A 16678-nucleotide genomic window follows, 5' to 3' on the forward strand; every position below is an offset into this window, starting at 1 on the left:
ACACTTTTTTCTTATTTTTCAGTTACCAAAAATTACAATATTTTAGTCGTTCGTCCTTTGTCTAAGCACCAATGACCAATGACTTTTAATACTATGGATTTAATTCTTTGCCACACAACAGCAGATTTTGACGCACTAGGGGCTGCGGTAGGGTTAACACGCCTATTACCGGGAAGTAAAATTGTGCTGAGTGGCGGTTCTCACCCTCCTGTAAGGGATTTTTTAGCATTGCATCGGGATGAATATCCGCTAATTGAACGCCGTTCTGTAAATCCAGAAAAAATTCGTTCTCTGACTGTGGTGGATACGCAACAGCGCGATCGCTTGGGTAAAGCTGCTGAGTGGTTAGATTTACCCTATGTTAAAGAGATTATAATTTATGACCATCACTTAGGACAAGAATCAAATATTCCGGCTACCGAATCATATATTTATTCAGTAGGAGCAACCACAACTTTAATCGTTGAGCAATTGCAAGAACAGGAAATTACCCTAACTCCTGCCGAAGCAACTGTGATGGCTTTGGGTATCCACGTTGACACAGGCTCTTTGACTTATGACCAGTCCACACCACGGGATGCGCTAGCTTTGGCTTGGTTGATGCAACAAGGTGCGAGTTTATCGGTAATTTCCACCTACCGTGACCCTGGTTTGTCTGTGCAATTGCAGCAGTTATTAACTGAATCGCTGGAAAATTTAGAATATTTTTGTCTACATGGATATACGGTTGCTTGGGTAACTCTAAGAACTAAAAATTTTGTGCCTGGGTTATCGAGTTTGGCATCGGAACTCGTGGAATTAACCGAAATTGATGCCCTACTGTTGGCTAATGAGTATCGTTTAGGTGAAGAGGATTCACGGTTAACTGTAATTGGGCGATCGCAAATTCCCAAAACGAATCTTAACGTATTATTTCAACTTCTTGGTGGCGGCGGTCATTCACAAGCGGCATCTTTAAATCTAAGGGGAGTTAATTCACAGGCAATATTAAAACAACTCCTTGACGGCGTAAAAGCGCAAATTCCCCAGCCTCTCACCGCTAGAGACTTGATGTCCTCTCCTGTTCGCACAATTCTACCTGAAACCACAATTGCCGAAGCCCAGCGCATTTTATTACGCTATGGACACTCTGGTTTATCTGTAGTCGATGCCCAAGGGCAACTAGTAGGTATTATTTCGCGCCGGGATCTTGATGTTGCTCTGCACCACGGATTTAGTCATGCGCCAGTTAAAGGCTATATGACCACAAATCTTAAAACGATCGCACCAGATACCACATTGCCACAAATTGAGTCGCTGATGGTGACTTATGATATCGGACGCTTGCCAGTATTGGAGAATGAACAGTTAGTTGGTCTGGTAACTCGTACTGATGTGTTGCGGGAATTACATCAAGAAAGGGATGAAGACGAAGAGGGACAAAAATTCAAAATTCAAAATGACGCTAACGCTGCGGTAACAAAATTCAAAATACCTCTCAGCACTGAGTTACAAAATCGTCTTGTACCGCAATTGTGGCAATTACTCACCACAGCATCGCAAGAAGCAGAAAAACGAGGTTGGCATCTTTATCTTGTCGGGGGTGCGGTGCGGGATTTACTGTTAGCTGAAGCAACATCAGGCACTTTGATGATTAAAGATATTGATCTTGTGGTTGATGGCTTTCACAAATCAGCAGATGTTGGTGCTGGTGTAGAATTAGCAAAGGCACTCCAACAACTTTACCCTGCGGCCCGCTTAGAAATCCACGGGGCTTTTCAAACTGCGGCTTTGTTGTGGCACAAAGACCCAGAATTAGGTTCTCTATGGGTAGATATTGCCACCGCTAGAACAGAATTTTATCCTTATCCAGCAGCAAATCCAGAAGTTGAGGCGAGTTCTATTCGTCAAGACTTGTATCGTCGAGATTTTACCATCAATGCCCTTGCTTTGCGCCTTACTACTCCCCGTGCTGGTGAATTACTCGATTTCTTTGGCGGATTACTAGATTTACAAGCCAAGCAAATTCGGGTTTTACACCCCAATAGCTTTATCGAAGACCCCACCCGGATTTATCGTGGCGTGCGCTTTGCTGTGCGCTTCGGATTTCAGATAGAACCGCAAACTGAAGAATTTATCCGCTATGCCATCAACAGTGGCGTTTACGATCGCACTGCTCAAGAGAATAGCAGAACTCCAGCCCTACAAACTCGCCTGAAAACAGAATTAAAGCACATCCTAGAAGCCCCCTACTGGAAATCGGCTTTGCAGTTACTCGATAATTTAGGGGCATTGCAATGTATTCATCCTACCCTGAAGCTAGACGCAGAACTCCTGCGACAATTACGCTTGCTAGAACGCTGCTTGCGGCGATTTGATGCTGAACAAACTCTCATTCATTGGGAAATGCGCTTAGAAGCCTTAATCGCCTATCTAGCACCACAATATCGGGCGAAAGTAGCAAAAAATCTGCAACTGCAAGAGGATAGCATTAAACGCTTGCAAAACTTGGCTTCTGCCCAAACTGAGGTGATGGAATCTTTGCCTAAGTGTCAAAGTCCCAGTCAAGTAGTGCAGTTGTTGCGAAAATACGATTTACCAATGCTGATTTTAATTGCTTTGCAAAGTCCGCGATCGCTTAGACATCAGATTTGGGAATATTTAACTGTTTGGGCGAATGTGCAGCCCCTATTGAATGGCAATGATTTAAAGAAACTTGGTTACACGCCAGGGCCGCAATATCGGCAAATATTAGATGATATGCTTGCTGCTACCTTGGATGGAGTGATTAAAGATAGGACTGAAGCTGAGGAGTTTTTAGTACAACACTATCCTAAATGAATTAGTGAAGCGATCGCTCATATATTTGTGGAGTATTGAGCAATAGATTATAAATTTAGGTTTCATCATCAGGGGGATAATTTTCATCAGGTTTGATAGCTTGTATAACCTGTTGAACTATCTTTGGGTGTAATACTTTTCCCGAATGAAAAGGAATGACAACCCTGATATTTTCTAGACGATAGACTCTGTGACTACCTTTACTTCTAATTTAGATAAAGCCAGCATCTAATAATAGTTCTTCCGCTTCCTTGGCATTTAGTCACGGTAGTTTAGGCAACCTAAACCTCCAAAGTCATAGTCAGAATTTCCTTCTTTAAAAGTTCCTGTTTCTCTGACTCTGATAGAGTTTCTAGGTAAACTTCAACAGCTTCTTTGATATTTGAGCTTACTTCTTCCAAAGAATCACCTTGACTTTGAAAGCCTGGAAGTTTTGGAGAATAAGCGTAATAGCCATCTTCATCTTTTTCGATAATAATGTTTACTTTGTCCATAAAATGATCAACTATTATGATTGAGATTTAATCTTAACATTATTATTAAAATATAACTCGTACTATATTTATTGACGCTTTATCAAAACAGGCGATCGCCTACGGGACGCTATGCGATCGCAGTAATCTAAATTGTATCTGGATCGATATTCAACTCTCGCAATTTTGCTGCCAAACGTTCTGCCTTTTTTTCTGCTTGTTCTGCCGTTTCTTCAGGTGTCGGTACTAGTTGTCCATCTCGTGCAAAAAACCGTAATAAACCTTCATTAACTCCCAAATATAACCCTAGTTGTTGACTCCACAAATATCCTTGTTCACTTGCTTGTAGAGGTTGATATTCTCCATCTACTAAATGAAATCCCGCAAATTCTTGTGTGTAAGGGTCGAACCAAAAATAATCCAATGTGCGGAAAGTATCTTGATAAATTTCTTTTTTTAAACCTTTATCAGTATTAGCTGTTGAGTCAGACAATATTTCTAGAATTACATTCGGATATTTGCCATCTTCTTCCCAGACTACCCAACTTTTGCGGGTTTTACGTTCAGTTCCCAACACTACAAAAAAGTCTGGCCCTCGGAAGTATTCTGATTTGCGTTGATGTGGACTGTAATAGATAGTCAGATTTCCCGCCGCATAGAAATCATTCCTATCTCGCCACAACCATTCCAGACATGTTAAAAGTAGGATTATTTGCCGTAAATGCAGTTCGCTTTCCAAGGGAGGTTCGTCACTATATAAGTCACCAGGGGGAAATATAACATCTTGGCAGATGCCTTGTTGAGAATCTAATTCTTGAGCTATGGTCATAGAATGGATACGGCATCAAGTAGTTATTAATTTATTTTAGCAGTGTTGTAGTTAGCGATCGCTTAGTTATAGGTAAGAGGTATCCTTATCAAAATTCCTTCTGAATCTCTGCATTCTCTGCGCTTCTGCGGTGAAAAATTTTTATTAACCACAGAGGCGCAGAGGGCACAGAGAAGAAAAAGCGATCGCTAGCCTTCCGAAATACCTTCATGCTAGACTGTACTCAATATCAAACCTCATCACAACTCCAATGAGATAGCACAAATGAAGTAGTACCAAACACCTGTTGCGCCAAAGCAACAAATGTCAACAAAGAATAAACGCAACTAGTTTGACAGGGTTACTTCACATAGTCATGTACTAAAAATATTGGCATCACTCGTATCTAGATTAAACTGCTTGGCAAGTGTCTGCGGCTAGGTTTTTTTGTGTCTAATCTACCCGTAATTGTTGTGAACACGCGGGTGGAAGTTTGCGAATTGAGGTTTGAGAATAATGCAGAAAAAATCAATATTGTTAGCTGAGAATTTAGCCTACGAACTCAGCTTGGATAGAACTTTGTTTCAAAAAATTCAGGTGAGTATCGAAGCAGGCGATCGTATCGCTTTAGTAGGTCGCAACGGTGTAGGAAAATCAACCCTACTCAAGATACTTGCAGGTCAAATTAGCCCCAGCGCTGGTTCAGTTTTACGTAATGGTGTTGTCTACTATTTGCCACAAATCAGCACTATTAGGCAAGAAATTACAGCAGATACAGTACTGAATTTTTTGATTTATACTTCTGATCAATGGTGGAAAATTGAGGATATTTTGCAAACACAATTTGATACAAAGATTGATTTTTCTCTACCAATTACTAACTTGAGTGGAGGAGAACTCACAAAACTATTTCTAGCGATTGGTTTAGCTCAAGAACCAAATTTACTGTTGCTGGATGAGCCAACCAACCACATGGATTTGCAAGCCTTAGAAAGTTTAAGACAATTTCTTCAAAATTTCACTGGCGCGTTTGTGATTGTCTCGCACAAGCCTTTTTTCTTAGACCAAGTAACACAAGTTACCTGGGAACTTACACCTGTTGGAATAAAGGTATATGGAGGCAATTTTTCTCAGTATCGAGAACAAAAAGAAATAGAATTAGAGGTAGCTATACGATCGCACGAAGTCGCCAGAAAGGAACTCAAACGTACCCAGTCCAAAGCTATCCAAGAACAGCAACGCGCAGCCCAATCTAGCCGCAACGGTCGCGCCAAGTTTCTTAATGGCAGTATTGATAAAATGGCAGCAGGGCTGATTAAAATCAAAGCTGAGGTGTCTACTGGAACTGCGAAAAAGAAACATGAAGCAGCAGTAGCAAAGGCTAATCAAAAGGTTGCAGAGACGAAGGTCAAAACTACCAAAGTAACGAGTATTCAGCTAGAAGAAAAAAATCAAAAGTGCCGAAATCTCATTAATATCCAGGGTGCAAATCTTAGGGTATCAGAACGTCTATTGATTCAAAATATTCAACTGCATGTATCATCTGGCGATCGCATAGCCATTATCGGCGCAAACGGTTCTGGTAAATCGAGTCTGGTAAAAGCAATTTTAGGAATGGAAAACCAAACAGCAGTTTTGGACTCAGGTGAGGTTTTACTTGCACCAGCGATGAAAGCTGTATATCTCGATCAAACCTACGAATTGGTAAATCGCCGATACACACTTTTGGAAAATATGCAAGCTGCCAATTCTCATCTCAGCTATCAGCTTTTGCGTCAACAACTAGGACACTTTCTATTTAAATATGATGACGTTCACAAAAGCGCCTCTGTATTGAGTGGAGGTGAATTGGCAAGATTAACAATCGCTATGATCAGTATCTCAGAAATCGATCTGCTGATTCTTGATGAGCCAACTAATAACCTGGATATTGAAACTGTTGAACAAATGGTGGTAGGTATCAATGACTATCAAGGGGCACTTTGGGTAATTTCCCACGATCTAGACTTCCTCAGCCGAACTAACATTACTCAAAGTTTTAAGTTAAGAGAGCAAGCCTTGCAAATGACAACCTATTTACCCAATACACCAGAGCAATATTATCGAGAATTACTTGAAATCTCTGACCCAAGATAGTTGTAGCTTTTGCTTGCGTATCCATAAACTTTGCAAATTCTATTCACTAAGGCTGAAAGTCGCCCATCCTGCCACGTAAATTTCTAACTCTACAACAGAAGCCGTAAAGCATACGGGCAAGTTATAATTCTCTTGCGGTGCAACGTAACAAAAATTTATGAGTAACCCCCTTGTGCAAGCCTTTTTCGTAGGCAGAGCAGTAGCTGAAGTAGTTAATGAGCGTTTAGAGGTCGCCTTGACCGATGCTTTGAGCGATCTGGGCAAATTTGATGCAGAAGCTAGAGAGCAGCTGCGCCAGTTTACAGACGAAGTTCTAGAGCGGGCAAATCGGGCAGCAGAAGCTGCTAATGGTGGCCAAGGTACCACAGGTACTAGACAAGGCAGTTCTGATTCCGGTGACTTACAAGCAGATATTGATGAATTACGAGCAGAAATTGCCCTGTTACGAACAGAATTGCAACATTATCGTAGAACTTCTGCATAAATTTTAGTCATTGGTCATTAGTCATTAGTCACTTGTACTCAGCTTTGCCGTTGGCGCAGCCTAAGAAGAGAAGTATTGGTCAAAAATTATTATGTACAAATGACAAAGGACAAAGGACACTTAAAAAAGTTTAGGAATCAGGTGTCTTTTCTTTCAAGGCATTCGCTTGCAAACCAACGGTAAACAAAGTATATGGAACAAGGTTATTCAGATAAAGCATACCGTTGGAATCGGGAAAAATACTCTAGCAGACGGCGTTTTGTGGACATTTGGTCTTTTGTCTTGACCTTATTGTTCAAACTTTGGCGATACAACAAATCTTGGAGTTATCCGGGTGGTGTGACTGAGGCAAAGCAAGCCACAAGACGCAAAACCCAAGCGGTGTGGATTCGCAATACCCTGCTGGATTTAGGCCCAACCTTCATCAAAGTAGGGCAATTGTTTTCTACCCGTGCTGATATATTTCCAGTTGAATATGTAGAAGAACTAGCCAAGTTACAAGACAAAGTACCGGCATTTAGCTATGAGCAAGTAGAAGCGACTATTGAGAGAGAACTAGGCAAGAAAATTCCTGAACTCTTCCATAATTTTGAACCGATTCCTTTGGCTGCTGCTAGCTTGGGGCAAGTACACAAAGCTGTGCTGCATAGTGGAGAATCGGTTGTTGTCAAGGTGCAACGTCCTGGACTAAAGAAGTTATTTGAAATAGATTTACAAATTCTTAAGGGAATTACCCGCTATTTTCAAAACCATCCCAAATGGGGACGGGGACGAGATTGGTTAGGTATTTATGAAGAATGTTGTCGCATTCTTTGGGAAGAAATTGATTATCTCAACGAAGGTCGTAACGCTGATACTTTTCGCCGGAACTTTCGCGGCTACGATTGGGTGAACGTCCCAAAAGTATACTGGCGTTACGCCTCGTCTAGAGTGTTGACTTTAGAATATCTCCCTGGAATTAAAATTAGCCAATACGAAGCTTTAGAAGCAGCAGGTTTAGATCGAAAGGCGATCGCTCGTCAAGGCGCTCAAGCCTATTTACTACAATTGCTCAACAGTGGCTTTTTCCACGCCGATCCTCATCCAGGCAATATTGCCATTAGTGCAACTGGTGCTTTGATATTCTACGATTTCGGCATGATGGGGCGGATTAAGTCAAATGTCCGTGAAGGACTAATGCAAACACTGTTTGGCATTGCCCAAAAAGATGGCGATCGCGTTGTACAATCTCTGATCGATTTAGGCGCGATCGCCCCAACCGATGACATGGGCCCAGTCCGGCGTTCCGTCCAGTACATGCTGGATCATTTCATGGATAAGCCTTTTGAAAACCAATCGGTGGCAGCAATCAGTGACGATCTTTACGAAATCGCTTATAATCAGCCATTTAGATTTCCAGCAACCTTCACTTTTGTGATGCGAGCCTTTTCTACCTTAGAAGGGGTAGGCAAAGGTTTAGATCCAGAGTTTAACTTTATGGAAGTTGCCAAACCGTATGCAATGCAGCTTATGACCGATATGAATGGTTCTGAGGGGAATAGCTTTATTAACGAATTAAGTCGTCAAGCAGCTCAAGTAAGTAGTACCGCGTTTGGTCTACCACGTAGATTAGAGGATACCCTAGAGAAGCTAGAACGGGGAGACATGCGCTTGCGCGTTCGGTCTATCGAAACTGAACGCCTATTGCGCCGACAGAGCAGTATTCAGCTCTCAATAAGTTATGCTCTGTTAATCAGTGGTTTCACACTTTCGGCCACGATCTTAGTCGTTACCAATTATGTATGGTGGGCACTAGCGCCTGGTTTAATTGCAGCAGTGCTTTCAGTGATCCTGATCAGACTACTTTTACGACTTGACCGTTACGATCGTATGTATTAATTGTTGGTTGCAAAAATAATTTATGAAACTTAATTTCACGGGTTTTAGCGATCCGGGACTTATTCGTTCTAATAATCAGGATGCTTACTATATCGACCCAGAAGGGCGATTTTTCGTTGTCGCCGATGGAATGGGTGGTCATGCAGGAGGTGAGGAAGCAAGTCGCATTGCCACTGGAGAAATTCAGGCGTATTTGCTGGCAAATTGGGAATCTTCTAAATCTTCTCAAGAATTACTAGAGCAAGCTTTGTGGGGTGCCAATGAAGCGATTTTGCACGATCAGCAAAATCATCCCGAACGCGGCGACATGGGTACAACGGTTGTAGCGGTAATTTTTCGCGCCCCAGAGTCGCCCTGGTGCGGTCATGTTGGCGATTCGCGGCTGTATCGCTTTCGGGAGTCGCACTTAGAACAAGTAACAGAAGACCACACTTGGGTAGCACGGGCAATCAAAATCGGTGACATCACCTTAGATGAAGCACGATCGCATCCTTTTCGTCATGTATTATCGCGCTGTTTAGGGCGTGAAGACTTGCATCAAATTGATGTGCAACCACTAGATGTCAAAGCTGGCGATCGCTTGCTGTTATGTAGTGATGGTCTAACAGAAGAACTTGTCGAACAAAAGATTGCTAGCTGCCTCCAAGACACTCCTTGGCTTGATAAAGCCGCCATCTCTCTAGTTGAGGCTGCCAAAGACCACGGAGGGCACGATAACATCACAGTTATCATCGTCTCACTGGACTAAATAATCATTGATCATTGGTCAAGAGGTACTAGCTATTGGACAAATGACAAAGGACAAAGGACAAAGGACAAATGATGAATCTGGTAGATATACTCAGCAATTTGTTCAGCATGAGCATTTTTACTTTTTACAATTTGATACAAATATTTTTAGCCTCTAAAGTGACCTAAAAGAGGCTAAAGTTGCATAAATTGGTAGATTTACATCTTGCACCTAATAAGGTAAAGCAACTATAATTCACGCTTATTACCATCCATTCTCAAACCTCCTGAAAGTCTCAACTCCTCCGAAGCTTCTTCCATATTGGCAGGAGACAGGATCTTAGTTTTTCTCAAACAGGGATAACTATGTAGGATTTAGGACAAAATTTGCTTATCTCCTCAAAGGAGAGTTATGCAAAGCAAAAAGGAGTCAAGAGGTAGTTATATTTATCCCAGACCAACAGAGAATATTTTCCGGAATATGGCTTGGCTGACTTGGGTAGTATATCACTAGGATTAGGTGCAAGATATCAGAGCAGAAAAAGTCCACACTTGTGGGTGTGGGCAATATGTCAAACAATTGTTATCTTTCGTAATACGGATGAACAAATGTTGGACAGATATTAGCCCAATTATTATCCCATTTGGACTTCTGCAAGCGATATCACCTTTATTCGTTGTTTTTTCGGAGTTAATTATGAACCAACCAATGAAATTATCCTTGGAACAGCAATTCAGCATTTGCTCATTTGCTACTCAGGTGCAAAATATGAGCCACGATCAAGCTAAAGACTTTTTAGTAAAGCTCTATGAGCAAATGGTCGTGCGCGAGGCAACTTATCAAGAGCTTCTTAAGCACCAGTGGGGCTTAGATTCCGGTTCCACTATGGCATAGAGTCGTTCTACTGTCGCAGTGGGCGACCTCCTTCTCTTGCTTGGTTCCAAGGAGGAAAAGAGCTGGGGATGTCGGGGCGTCAACTTCGATAAACAATCCTGTAAAGGTTGAACAAAAATTAAATTCCAAAAAGTAACAAAGAGTAAACTTTTCGAGGATACATCTGCTAGAGTCTAAACTTACTTTAATTTTGTAGTACAAATTTACTTTTGGCTTTAGACAGACTTCCTTTTGGTTCGTCTATTGTGAGAATTAACCTGCGTAAATTTACAATCTCCCGAAATTATATACATCGAAGATTGAGAGAGAGTTTAAAAAGCCGTGACTTGGCAGCTAGTTTTTTCACTCTTTATACATATAACTAGAACTTACATCTTTATATATATTTTGTTTATAAAAGTTTACATTCTTCAAAAAACCATACCTTAGTTACATATAAGACATGTAACATAAAGAAATTATTCCTAACTGCAAAGATCGTATGGAGAATCTGTATCAATACTTTCCAGTTTTGCGAGAATTTGAGGCTTAATCTTTTCATACTCACTTTTGAGTAAGCTTTTACTAATTTGCGAGTCGGCAGACGAGATTAATGTGTTACTCATTGCGACCCACTCTTGCAGTCGTTGGCGCTGGGCAGAAGCGATGCTGGAATGTAAGATATGGGTACAGCGATTTGGTGTTTCTCGTGCAAAGAACAACAAACGATAGTAACCTGTGTGCTGTAGTAACCGGGCAATTTCTTGACCAAGACTGGTTTTGAGATCAAGGTAGTAAGGTAACCATTTAGCGCCATGTTTGCGGTTGTAGATGACAGTAATCCATAGCAGCATGGGATGGGGAATAGAGATAAAAAGAAATTGGTTATAGCGGGTACAGAGTAAGCGCTTTTGAATTTCCTCTTGCGGTAGCATCACCCATAGAGCGGGTAAAAGCTCCCCATTGTTATTAATGGGCTGGGGGAAAACAATATCGGCAACTGGTTTATTTTGGGGCCAGGAAATGGCACGAGCGATTTCATCGTTTGACAAGGATACCCGCGAATCGCCTTTTGCCTTTTGTTCAAGCTCATTGCTTACTCTAGTCGCAGGAACTAGCGCCTGGATGTCTTGCTTAATTTTGCGTGTATGCTCAGGCTTTTCTAGAGATGCTAAAACCTTAAGGATTTCAGTGATATTTTGGGGGCGATCGCGTGGTACTTTAGCTAGACAACTCATTACCAAATCTTCGATTTCTTTTGGTAATTCTAATCCGGGCACAACCTCAGCAAAAGAACGTGGTTTTTGATATTGATGTATTTTATACCACGCTCCAAAAGAGTGAGTTGATGGCGTCAGTGGCATTTTGCCTGTGAGCATCTCAAACATCATGACGCCCAAACTATAAATATCAGAACGATTGTCTAATTCTTTACCCTCCATCTGTTCGGGAGAAGAATAAGCCAATGTCCCCAAATAGAATTTTGTATGGTCGCCATCTGACTGTAATAATTTAGCAATACCAAAATCTAGAACCTTGACCAATTCTCCAAAACTTGCATCTTGAATCACCAGCATATTGCTTGGCTTGATATCGCGGTGGATAATTGGGCAAATATGACCCTCAACTGGGATGCCATCATGAGCGCACTGTAACCCCAAGCTGAGTTGACGCGCCATACTCAAAAATCTTGGTAAAGGCAGTCCTTGTTTGCGAATAATATTGTTCAGGCTTTGTCCTTGTAGGTATTCCATAACGTAGAACGGGGTGTTATTGTCATCTACGCCATAGTCCATGACTCGGACAATGTGAATGCTTTTTTGCCCTAGTAAAGCACAGGTTTTTGCTTCTCGCTCAAAGCGGTCTTGCAATCGCATCTTTTCATTTTGGATTGATAGCGCCAGAAACTTAACCGCAACCGGTACACCTCCCAACAAAGTATCTTTAGCACGATAAACCCGACCCATTGCTCCAGTACCGATTAACTCCTGGAGTTGGTAGCGTTTGCTGAGTAAGCGACCAATGTTGGGGTCTGACATAGAGAATTTGAATCCAAAAGCAGGTTGTAAGTGTTTAGAAGGAAAAGTGCATTCAAACTGATATTTGATTATTGCGCCTATAAATCACTTTCTAGGCTCATACCGCAAGGCGGAAATTGCGCCCTTGCGGTGCCGCCCTTGCGGTGCCGACTTAATATATACCCCTACGGGGAAGCAAGCTACGCTCTTAGCGTTAAGGCAGGGTAGCAACTGGCTCTCAAAAGTCAAATAAATTGTATTTTAAGCTCTTGCGCCATTTTAAATGGTATATTTATTTCCGCGCTTGCTGTACTAGCTTTTTTCAGTCCTCTTTTAGAAGATTGAAAGCATGATCTAGCCGTTTGCAACCGAGGCAGTTCTTACAACTGGTGCAACATGTAAGATCAAATAAGCAGAAAGGGTAGATTTACAATAATGACGCTTTGTACCATTTTGCACTTTCATTGTGGTGTAATTTTAGTTTGCCCAATTTTGACTAAATAGATAACTCTAGGATCTACCAAAAAATTTAATTAGGTAGTACTACAATCACCATAGAGTTCTAAGAACTCAGTAATGAGTCTGGAGTTTTGAATATCAATAAGGTTTTCAGGGACGACATGAAGCCGTGCTGGGCAGATTTTATAAGCTCCAAACCCTCATATCTTGTAAATAATGCTCTAGCTTATTAGGATTTATGACTGTTGTTTTAACGTAAATTCGACGGCTCATATAGCAATACGGTTCAGTTAGCGCCAAAAACCTTTCAGGACTTACGCAAAAACTCTCTGAAACTCTTATTCCTTTGTGTCCTTTGCGCCCTTTGTGGTTCGTTTTTTCTTAATTTTGGATAAGTCTTGTCCTTAACCCAAGCGTATTGGCTCATATAGTGTCAGCCTAATTAGCCTTGCTCAAAAGACCTCCAAGTTTTACTACCCAAACCCAAAACCGTCCCTCTCTCACTGGGATAGGGACGACTTAAAGTAAAATTCAAGGCAGGAAGAGGTTCGTCACACTCAGGTTATTTTAGTGAGCAGTAGTCTACAAAAACTAAAGTTTTGCTTAATTTAGTACTTTCATCCTACCTCCAGCAAGGCTATACTCTGCGTTTATTTTGTAAGTAGGGATAATTAAACATACTTATTACCTTAGTAGGTTTTTGACCTTCAGGCTGATTTTGACTACATAAGGATGGATTATTTATTGAGAAAAATATGATAATACTAATTGCTAGTTTTTCGTTCTCTCTGTATGTTATAAGAAATGTCAAAAACTGATTTATTACCCATTACATAGTATTGAATTCGACGTTCGATAATATTGTTCAATCGGGAAATGAAATCATAAAAGAAGTACGGATTTTTACCCATTTCTGTCAATGCTTTTAACCATTTACCTTCCTTGAGAGGCTCTACAACTTGAAGGTAAGCTAAATTTTTTTTATAGACTGAATTATTATAAGACATAGCACGCATTAAAGCTGGATTTTTTTTCACAACTTCTTGTTGCATGAAAGAATTACTAGCATTCAAATATTGATTTAGACGTGACAATTGGCTTTTATGTACAAGAGAGCCGGGGCGTGAGCGGTAGTAATAATAGGGTTTTGGCTCCAGAAAAAAGCGAGCTCCTTTGATTAAGCATTTCATATCAATCCAAAAATCTTGACCCATCCTGATAGCATCATCGTACTCGATGCCGTGCTTAACCATAAATTCTCGTTTGAATAAAGGCTTGCTTATCCCTAGATGCAATCCTGGTTGTCCATAGACATCAGTTTCTACAAAATAAACGATATCAATTTGGAAAATTTTATCTATACGTTCTTCACTTTCTTGAATCAATGTACTCCAAGGAGATGTTTCGCCATCGTTGATTAAATAAAGATCGTCAGCAATCATGTCTGCATTTTTTTCGTTTGCCAGTGACACAAGCTTTTCCAATCTTTCAGGAGCATACCAATCATCTGAATCAAGCACAGCAATCCATTCTCCTTGGGCTGCTCTTAGGGCACGATTACGTGCAGCAGCAGCCCCAAGGTTTTGTTGATTAACTATTACTTTGAGACGTGGGTCAGTAAAACTTTTAGCGACTTCTACAGTTTTATCATTTGAAGCATCATCGACTATGATAACTTCAATATCTGTGAGCGTTTGCTCTAAGACTGACTCTATTGCCTTCGCAAGATAAGCTTCAGTATTGTAAGCAGGGATAATTACAGAGACTTTAGGATTCATGAAACTGGACTCCAGACTACACGGTTCGGTAAAAATATTAAAAGTCTAAAGATAATTTGATAATTCTTATTTAGTATACAACTCAGTAGGTCAGTGAGAATAAATGATGACTCCTTAGGGTCAGGCATGAGATATTAGGTTTTGAAGAAGCAGAAGCATTACATTAGCATTGTTTAAGCGGTAGGCTTCCAGCCTAGACGGACAACAAACAGCGCTACCTTTAGGTTAACTGACGCTCTAGGCTAGCTTCCATCGTGTTAGCTAAAAAATGACCAGCCAAAATACCACTACTGAGGTAATATTTATCTTCGGAAATTCGGTGCAGGGTTTCAAAGCCACTACGACGCTGACGATCGCCTATTACCCAATAACGCTGCACAATGGTATCTAAACCAATCCAGCCTTCACCTTCAATCTGCCCTAAAATATTATGCTGGAGTAAAAAAGTATACTGACGCTCTCCCTCATGCAGGCGCCCCTTGTATTGCAGAGAGATTTCTGAGCGATCGCTACCAGGAAATATCAGTTTTGTAGCCATAGTGAACCAGTTATCTCGATTCCAAGCTACCAAGGTCATACCCTTGACACTGATTGGCATACCATTACGTTCCAGCCAATTTCCTTGCATTGTCCAGCGTCCTGGTTCCAATAAAAAAGTATGAGCCACCTTCTATATTCCCTGTCTTGATCGAGTGCCGCCAAGACTACAGTTATAGCAGTGCTAAGTTGTGTTAGCGATAGCGAGGCGTTTAGCCTATGCTCAATAAAGAAATTTTTTATTGTTCGTCTCTCAGCACTGAGTACTGACTTTGGTGAATTTCTCCCAAAAGCACTTCTTGAGGTGCCCCAGTCGCAGTAGGCAGGTTGCCAGGAATACCCAAATGTCGCCAGTAGGCTAAAACTGCAAAGGCGATCGCTTCTTTAAAATCTGCACTTAAACCAACTTCATCCGTAGTCAAGACTGGTATTGATGGCAACAACAACTCTAATCGACGTTTCAAATAGAGATTGCGACTACCACCGCCACATAATAGTACCCTTTGTGGCATTTCTGGCAAAAAAGTGCGGTAACTATGAACAATTGAAGTAGCTGTAAGTTCCGTAAGAGTTGCCAGTAAATCAGCAGCATTGAGTTGATATGCTTGGGCATCTTCCAAACACTGATGCAGGTAAGCTACACCAAATAACTCTCGACCAGTGGATTTAGGCGGCGGTAGATGAAAGTAGTCTTGGTTGAGCCATTGTTTTACCAATGGATCGCAAGGAGTACCACTCGCTGCCCAATTGCCATCTTCATCGTAAGTTTTAGCACCAGCGCTTAAATGCTCCACCGCCAGATCCAACAGACTATTTCCTGGGCCAGTATCCCAAGCGCGAATTTTTGAGAGCCAGTGGCCATGCTGAGGCGGAATATAAGCTACATTACCAATACCACCAATGTTTTGAATACAACGCCCTTCTTCAGGATGACTGAGTAAATAGGCATCTACTCTAGGCACGAGAGGCGCACCATGACCACCAATAGCGATATCAGCAACGCGAAAGTTGCTCACAGTGGTAATTCCCGTAAGATGGGCAATTAATGCACCGCGCCCTAGTTGGAGGCTGTAACCTAGTGGGGAGTGGGGAGTGGTTTTGTTTCCGATTCTCCTATCCGCAGGTGGTCGGTGATAAACTGTTTGACCGTGGGAGCCAATGAGAGTGGCTGGCTGATGACCAATTTGAATATTTTGGGCAGCTTGGGCAAAGACTTGAGCGATCGCATCATCTATTTCTGCCAATTCTGCCATTGAGATGGCAACGCCTGCACCAACTGCCAAGATTCTTTGTCTGAGTTCGGCTGGATAAGGATATGTTGCCCCGGCTAGCAACTCAATTTTGAGATCCAATTCTGTACCGAAAATCTCTACCAACGCAGCGTCTATGCCATCTACGGATGTGCCACTAATTAAACCGATAACGCGAGTAGGGACAACAGCTTCTTCGGTTGGATACATTGATCAAGACTCTTTTGTTGCAAGAGGTAGTTTAAATCATGTTACTACCGATGTCAAAAAAACTCAGGTAGCATAGTTGACTGGAGAAAGACAAATTATCAGGGAAAGGGTGAGAGGCAGCCGATACCTACCTGTCAAAGAAAGTGGTATTCCTTTGAAGCATAAAGAAGAATTAAATTTGAAATTACAGCAATTCCAGAGTCATAAAAGGTATTAGAACTATC

At 41.5% G+C, this 16678-nt stretch carries 13 protein-coding genes; 6 read left to right on the forward strand and 7 right to left on the reverse strand.

The window, feature by feature from the left end; genetic code table 11:
- Positions 1–93: 93 nt before the first annotated feature.
- Positions 94–2820 (forward strand): CBS domain-containing protein, encoded by a 2727-nt coding sequence (locus V7K25_RS08980; RefSeq protein ID WP_335157197.1) that lies wholly within the window; start codon positions 94–96, stop codon positions 2818–2820.
- Between the two features lie 55 nt (positions 2821–2875).
- Here the strand turns inward: V7K25_RS08980 and V7K25_RS08985 are convergent, their stop codons facing one another.
- The 3 genes from V7K25_RS08985 to V7K25_RS08995 all read right to left on the reverse strand — a co-directional run bounded on the left by V7K25_RS08985 (position 2876) and on the right by V7K25_RS08995 (position 4122).
- Positions 2876–3031 carry a type II toxin-antitoxin system HicA family toxin gene (locus V7K25_RS08985; RefSeq protein WP_335157199.1) on the reverse strand — a complete coding sequence of 52 codons (156 nt, stop codon included), beginning with the start codon at positions 3029–3031 and terminating at the stop codon, positions 2876–2878.
- 70 nt (positions 3032–3101) lie between these two features.
- The gene (locus V7K25_RS08990) at positions 3102–3314 is read right to left on the reverse strand and encodes a type II toxin-antitoxin system HicB family antitoxin (RefSeq protein WP_335157053.1); all 213 of its coding nucleotides are present in this window, start codon (positions 3312–3314) and stop codon (positions 3102–3104) included.
- Between the two features lie 127 nt (positions 3315–3441).
- Positions 3442–4122, reverse strand: coding sequence for a Uma2 family endonuclease (locus V7K25_RS08995; protein WP_335157055.1), 681 nt, complete (start codon positions 4120–4122; stop codon positions 3442–3444).
- Positions 4123–4617: 495 nt separating this feature from the next.
- Between V7K25_RS08995 and abc-f the strand changes: the two genes are divergently transcribed.
- From abc-f to V7K25_RS09020, 5 genes are all read left to right on the forward strand, one after another.
- Entirely contained in the window at positions 4618–6237 is a 1620-nt protein-coding gene (gene abc-f / locus V7K25_RS09000) for a ribosomal protection-like ABC-F family protein (protein ID WP_335157057.1), read from the forward strand.
- Positions 6238–6394: 157 nt separating this feature from the next.
- Positions 6395–6721 (forward strand): DUF6825 family protein, encoded by a 327-nt coding sequence (locus V7K25_RS09005; RefSeq protein WP_335157059.1) that lies wholly within the window; start codon positions 6395–6397, stop codon positions 6719–6721.
- 192 nt (positions 6722–6913) lie between these two features.
- Positions 6914–8599: an ABC1 kinase family protein gene (locus tag V7K25_RS09010; protein ID WP_335157061.1), complete on the forward strand. Its 1686-nt coding sequence runs from the start codon at positions 6914–6916 to the stop codon at positions 8597–8599.
- Positions 8600–8621: 22 nt separating this feature from the next.
- Complete coding sequence (locus V7K25_RS09015; RefSeq protein ID WP_335157063.1) at positions 8622–9347, forward strand: PP2C family protein-serine/threonine phosphatase; 726 nt, start codon at positions 8622–8624, stop codon at positions 9345–9347.
- Between the two features lie 678 nt (positions 9348–10025).
- Positions 10026–10223, forward strand: a complete 198-nt coding sequence (locus V7K25_RS09020) for an NblA/ycf18 family protein (RefSeq protein WP_041565841.1) — start codon at positions 10026–10028, stop codon at positions 10221–10223.
- 464 nt (positions 10224–10687) lie between these two features.
- On the opposite strand, the gene V7K25_RS09025 is transcribed toward V7K25_RS09020, so the two are convergent.
- From V7K25_RS09025 to V7K25_RS09040, 4 genes are all read right to left on the reverse strand, one after another.
- Positions 10688–12241, reverse strand: coding sequence for a serine/threonine-protein kinase (locus tag V7K25_RS09025; RefSeq protein ID WP_335157065.1), 1554 nt, complete (start codon positions 12239–12241; stop codon positions 10688–10690).
- A gap of 1202 nt (positions 12242–13443) precedes the next feature.
- Positions 13444–14457: a glycosyltransferase family 2 protein gene (locus tag V7K25_RS09030; protein WP_335157067.1), complete on the reverse strand. Its 1014-nt coding sequence runs from the start codon at positions 14455–14457 to the stop codon at positions 13444–13446.
- A 220-nt stretch (positions 14458–14677) separates the two neighbouring features.
- The gene (locus tag V7K25_RS09035; protein ID WP_335157069.1) at positions 14678–15124 is read right to left on the reverse strand and encodes a hypothetical protein; all 447 of its coding nucleotides are present in this window, start codon (positions 15122–15124) and stop codon (positions 14678–14680) included.
- A gap of 109 nt (positions 15125–15233) precedes the next feature.
- Positions 15234–16454 (reverse strand): anhydro-N-acetylmuramic acid kinase, encoded by a 1221-nt coding sequence (locus V7K25_RS09040; protein ID WP_335157071.1) that lies wholly within the window; start codon positions 16452–16454, stop codon positions 15234–15236.
- Positions 16455–16678: the final 224 nt, after the last annotated feature.

Origin of the sequence: Nostoc sp., assembly GCF_036919495.1 — a bacterium.
In the GTDB taxonomy this organism is placed as follows: domain Bacteria; phylum Cyanobacteriota; class Cyanobacteriia; order Cyanobacteriales; family Nostocaceae; genus Nostoc.

What these genes read in the sequence shown, in the direction of transcription:
- V7K25_RS08990 (WP_335157053.1), bottom strand. Translation starts at nt 3,314, where the DNA reads ATGGACAAAGTAAACATTATTATCGAAAAAGATGAAGATGGCTATTAC.
- V7K25_RS08980 (WP_335157197.1), top strand. Translation starts at nt 94, where the DNA reads ATGGATTTAATTCTTTGCCACACAACAGCAGATTTTGACGCACTAGGG.
- V7K25_RS09010 (WP_335157061.1), top strand. Translation starts at nt 6,914, where the DNA reads ATGGAACAAGGTTATTCAGATAAAGCATACCGTTGGAATCGGGAAAAA.
- V7K25_RS09030 (WP_335157067.1), bottom strand. Translation starts at nt 14,457, where the DNA reads ATGAATCCTAAAGTCTCTGTAATTATCCCTGCTTACAATACTGAAGCT.
- V7K25_RS09040 (WP_335157071.1), bottom strand. Translation starts at nt 16,454, where the DNA reads ATGTATCCAACCGAAGAAGCTGTTGTCCCTACTCGCGTTATCGGTTTA.
- V7K25_RS08995 (WP_335157055.1), bottom strand. Translation starts at nt 4,122, where the DNA reads ATGACCATAGCTCAAGAATTAGATTCTCAACAAGGCATCTGCCAAGAT.
- V7K25_RS09015 (WP_335157063.1), top strand. Translation starts at nt 8,622, where the DNA reads ATGAAACTTAATTTCACGGGTTTTAGCGATCCGGGACTTATTCGTTCT.
- V7K25_RS09005 (WP_335157059.1), top strand. Translation starts at nt 6,395, where the DNA reads ATGAGTAACCCCCTTGTGCAAGCCTTTTTCGTAGGCAGAGCAGTAGCT.
- abc-f (WP_335157057.1), top strand. Translation starts at nt 4,618, where the DNA reads ATGCAGAAAAAATCAATATTGTTAGCTGAGAATTTAGCCTACGAACTC.
- V7K25_RS09020 (WP_041565841.1), top strand. Translation starts at nt 10,026, where the DNA reads ATGAACCAACCAATGAAATTATCCTTGGAACAGCAATTCAGCATTTGC.
- V7K25_RS09025 (WP_335157065.1), bottom strand. Translation starts at nt 12,241, where the DNA reads ATGTCAGACCCCAACATTGGTCGCTTACTCAGCAAACGCTACCAACTC.